The sequence below is a fragment of the Hydrogenivirga sp. 128-5-R1-1 genome, assembly GCF_000171895.1.
In genome coordinates, this window is record NZ_ABHJ01000338.1 from 1 (window position 1) to 1498 (window position 1498).

General features: G+C 30.1%; 2 protein-coding genes. Both read right to left on the reverse strand.

All coding sequences use genetic code 11. From position 1 onward, the window contains the following. Nucleotides 1-6 precede the first annotated feature (6 nt). Nucleotides 7-1050: a chromosomal replication initiator protein DnaA gene (gene dnaA / locus HG1285_RS01815; protein ID WP_008289293.1), complete on the reverse strand. Its 1044-nt coding sequence runs from the start codon at nucleotides 1048-1050 to the stop codon at nucleotides 7-9. A 121-nt stretch (nucleotides 1051-1171) separates the two neighbouring features. Beyond that, on the reverse strand, nucleotides 1172-1360 hold the full coding sequence (locus tag HG1285_RS20415; RefSeq protein ID WP_343122643.1) for a DUF2103 domain-containing protein: 189 nt from the start codon (nucleotides 1358-1360) through the stop codon (nucleotides 1172-1174). Between the last annotated feature and the right edge of the window lie 138 nt (nucleotides 1361-1498).

Sequence of the window (1498 nt, forward strand, 5' to 3'; positions counted from 1 at the left end):
ATTTTTCTATTGATAATGATTCAATTTCTTTATTTCACATATATCTTTAAGCACTTCTCTTGTCATTTCAAGAGTAATCTGCCGTTCCATAATTTCGCTGTAAGCCTTTAACTTCATTAAAGACCCTTCAAGCTCTCTAATATTTGTATTCACAGTTTTTGCTATAAAAAGCATTACATCATGAGGTAAATTCATTTTCATTTCAGAGGCTTTTTTTCTAATTATAGAAAGTTTGGTGTCAATATCTGGAGGCTTAACTTCAACTATTAAACCACTTGAAAACCTGCTTAAAAGCCTTTCCTGAATACCTTTTAATTTAGATGGAGGAGTATCTGATGAAAGTATAACCTGTTTTCCAATAAGATGAAGGGCGTTAAAAATATAGTAAAACTCAACTTGAGTTCTTTCTTTTCCAACTAAAAACTGAACATCATCAATTAAAAGAAGGTCTATATTTTTATATCTTCTTCTAAAATCCAGTATTGAACCTTTTTGCATGTAAGCTATAAGCTCAGACATAAATGCATCTGCAGTTGTATAAATAATATTTGCTCTGGGATTTTTAGAAAGCATGTAATGGGCTGTTGCATGTAGAATATGGGTTTTTCCAAGTCCTATTCCACCGTAAATAAAAAGAGGGTTGTAAATTTTTCCTGGATTTTCTGCTACTGCTATAGCTGCCTTGTAGGCAATTTTGTTGCAGTTTCCTATTATCAGGTTAGAAAATGTGTATTTTGGATTTAGATTTATATTTCTAATTAACTTATCTTGAGGAAGTTCTTTTTCTATCTGAGATTTTTCATTTCTAAGGTCAACTTCTTCCTGAGATATTACTTCAACAGCTAAATCTTTTCCAGTTAGATTTTTTGCAACTTTTTGAATTACCTTTAAAAAATTAGATTCAAGCCAGTCTTTATACACAATATCTGGAGCATATATCTGAAATTTATTTTCTGACAGCTTAGTTTCTTTTATTCCCTTAAGTAATTTAAGAGTATTTTTATCTACTTTAGGTTCTATGTAGGAAACAATACTGCTCCAGATATCCAAAAGGAAAATCACCCCTCTTTTATTTTTTTGGATAAAAATAATAACTCTAAAATAACCAAAGTTAAAGAAAAAATTTTTTTTGACGAAGAAGTTTTTTATGCTAAAATGATGTAATTTATTTTTAACTGCCGAAATTGTTTTTTATAAATTCTCTTAACTGTTCTCTTCTATCTGTTATTACAAATACTTCCTGAACTGTTGAACCCTTTTTTAAAAGTAATTTCGCACCTGCTTCTGTATCGTATTGATAAGTTAATCTTATTTTTCCCGGCCGTCCTTTTGGAGTGGTTTTTATTCTCCCTGGAATTATTGATTCTACAAGTTATTTTTGATTAAAAGTTTTAAAACACCCTCCCCGTCTTCTATTATATGGTGTTCTTTTTTGATTCCTTTTTTTCTGTACTTCATTTTCCTTTTTAGAAAGGTTTTCTGGCACAGACTCCCAGTC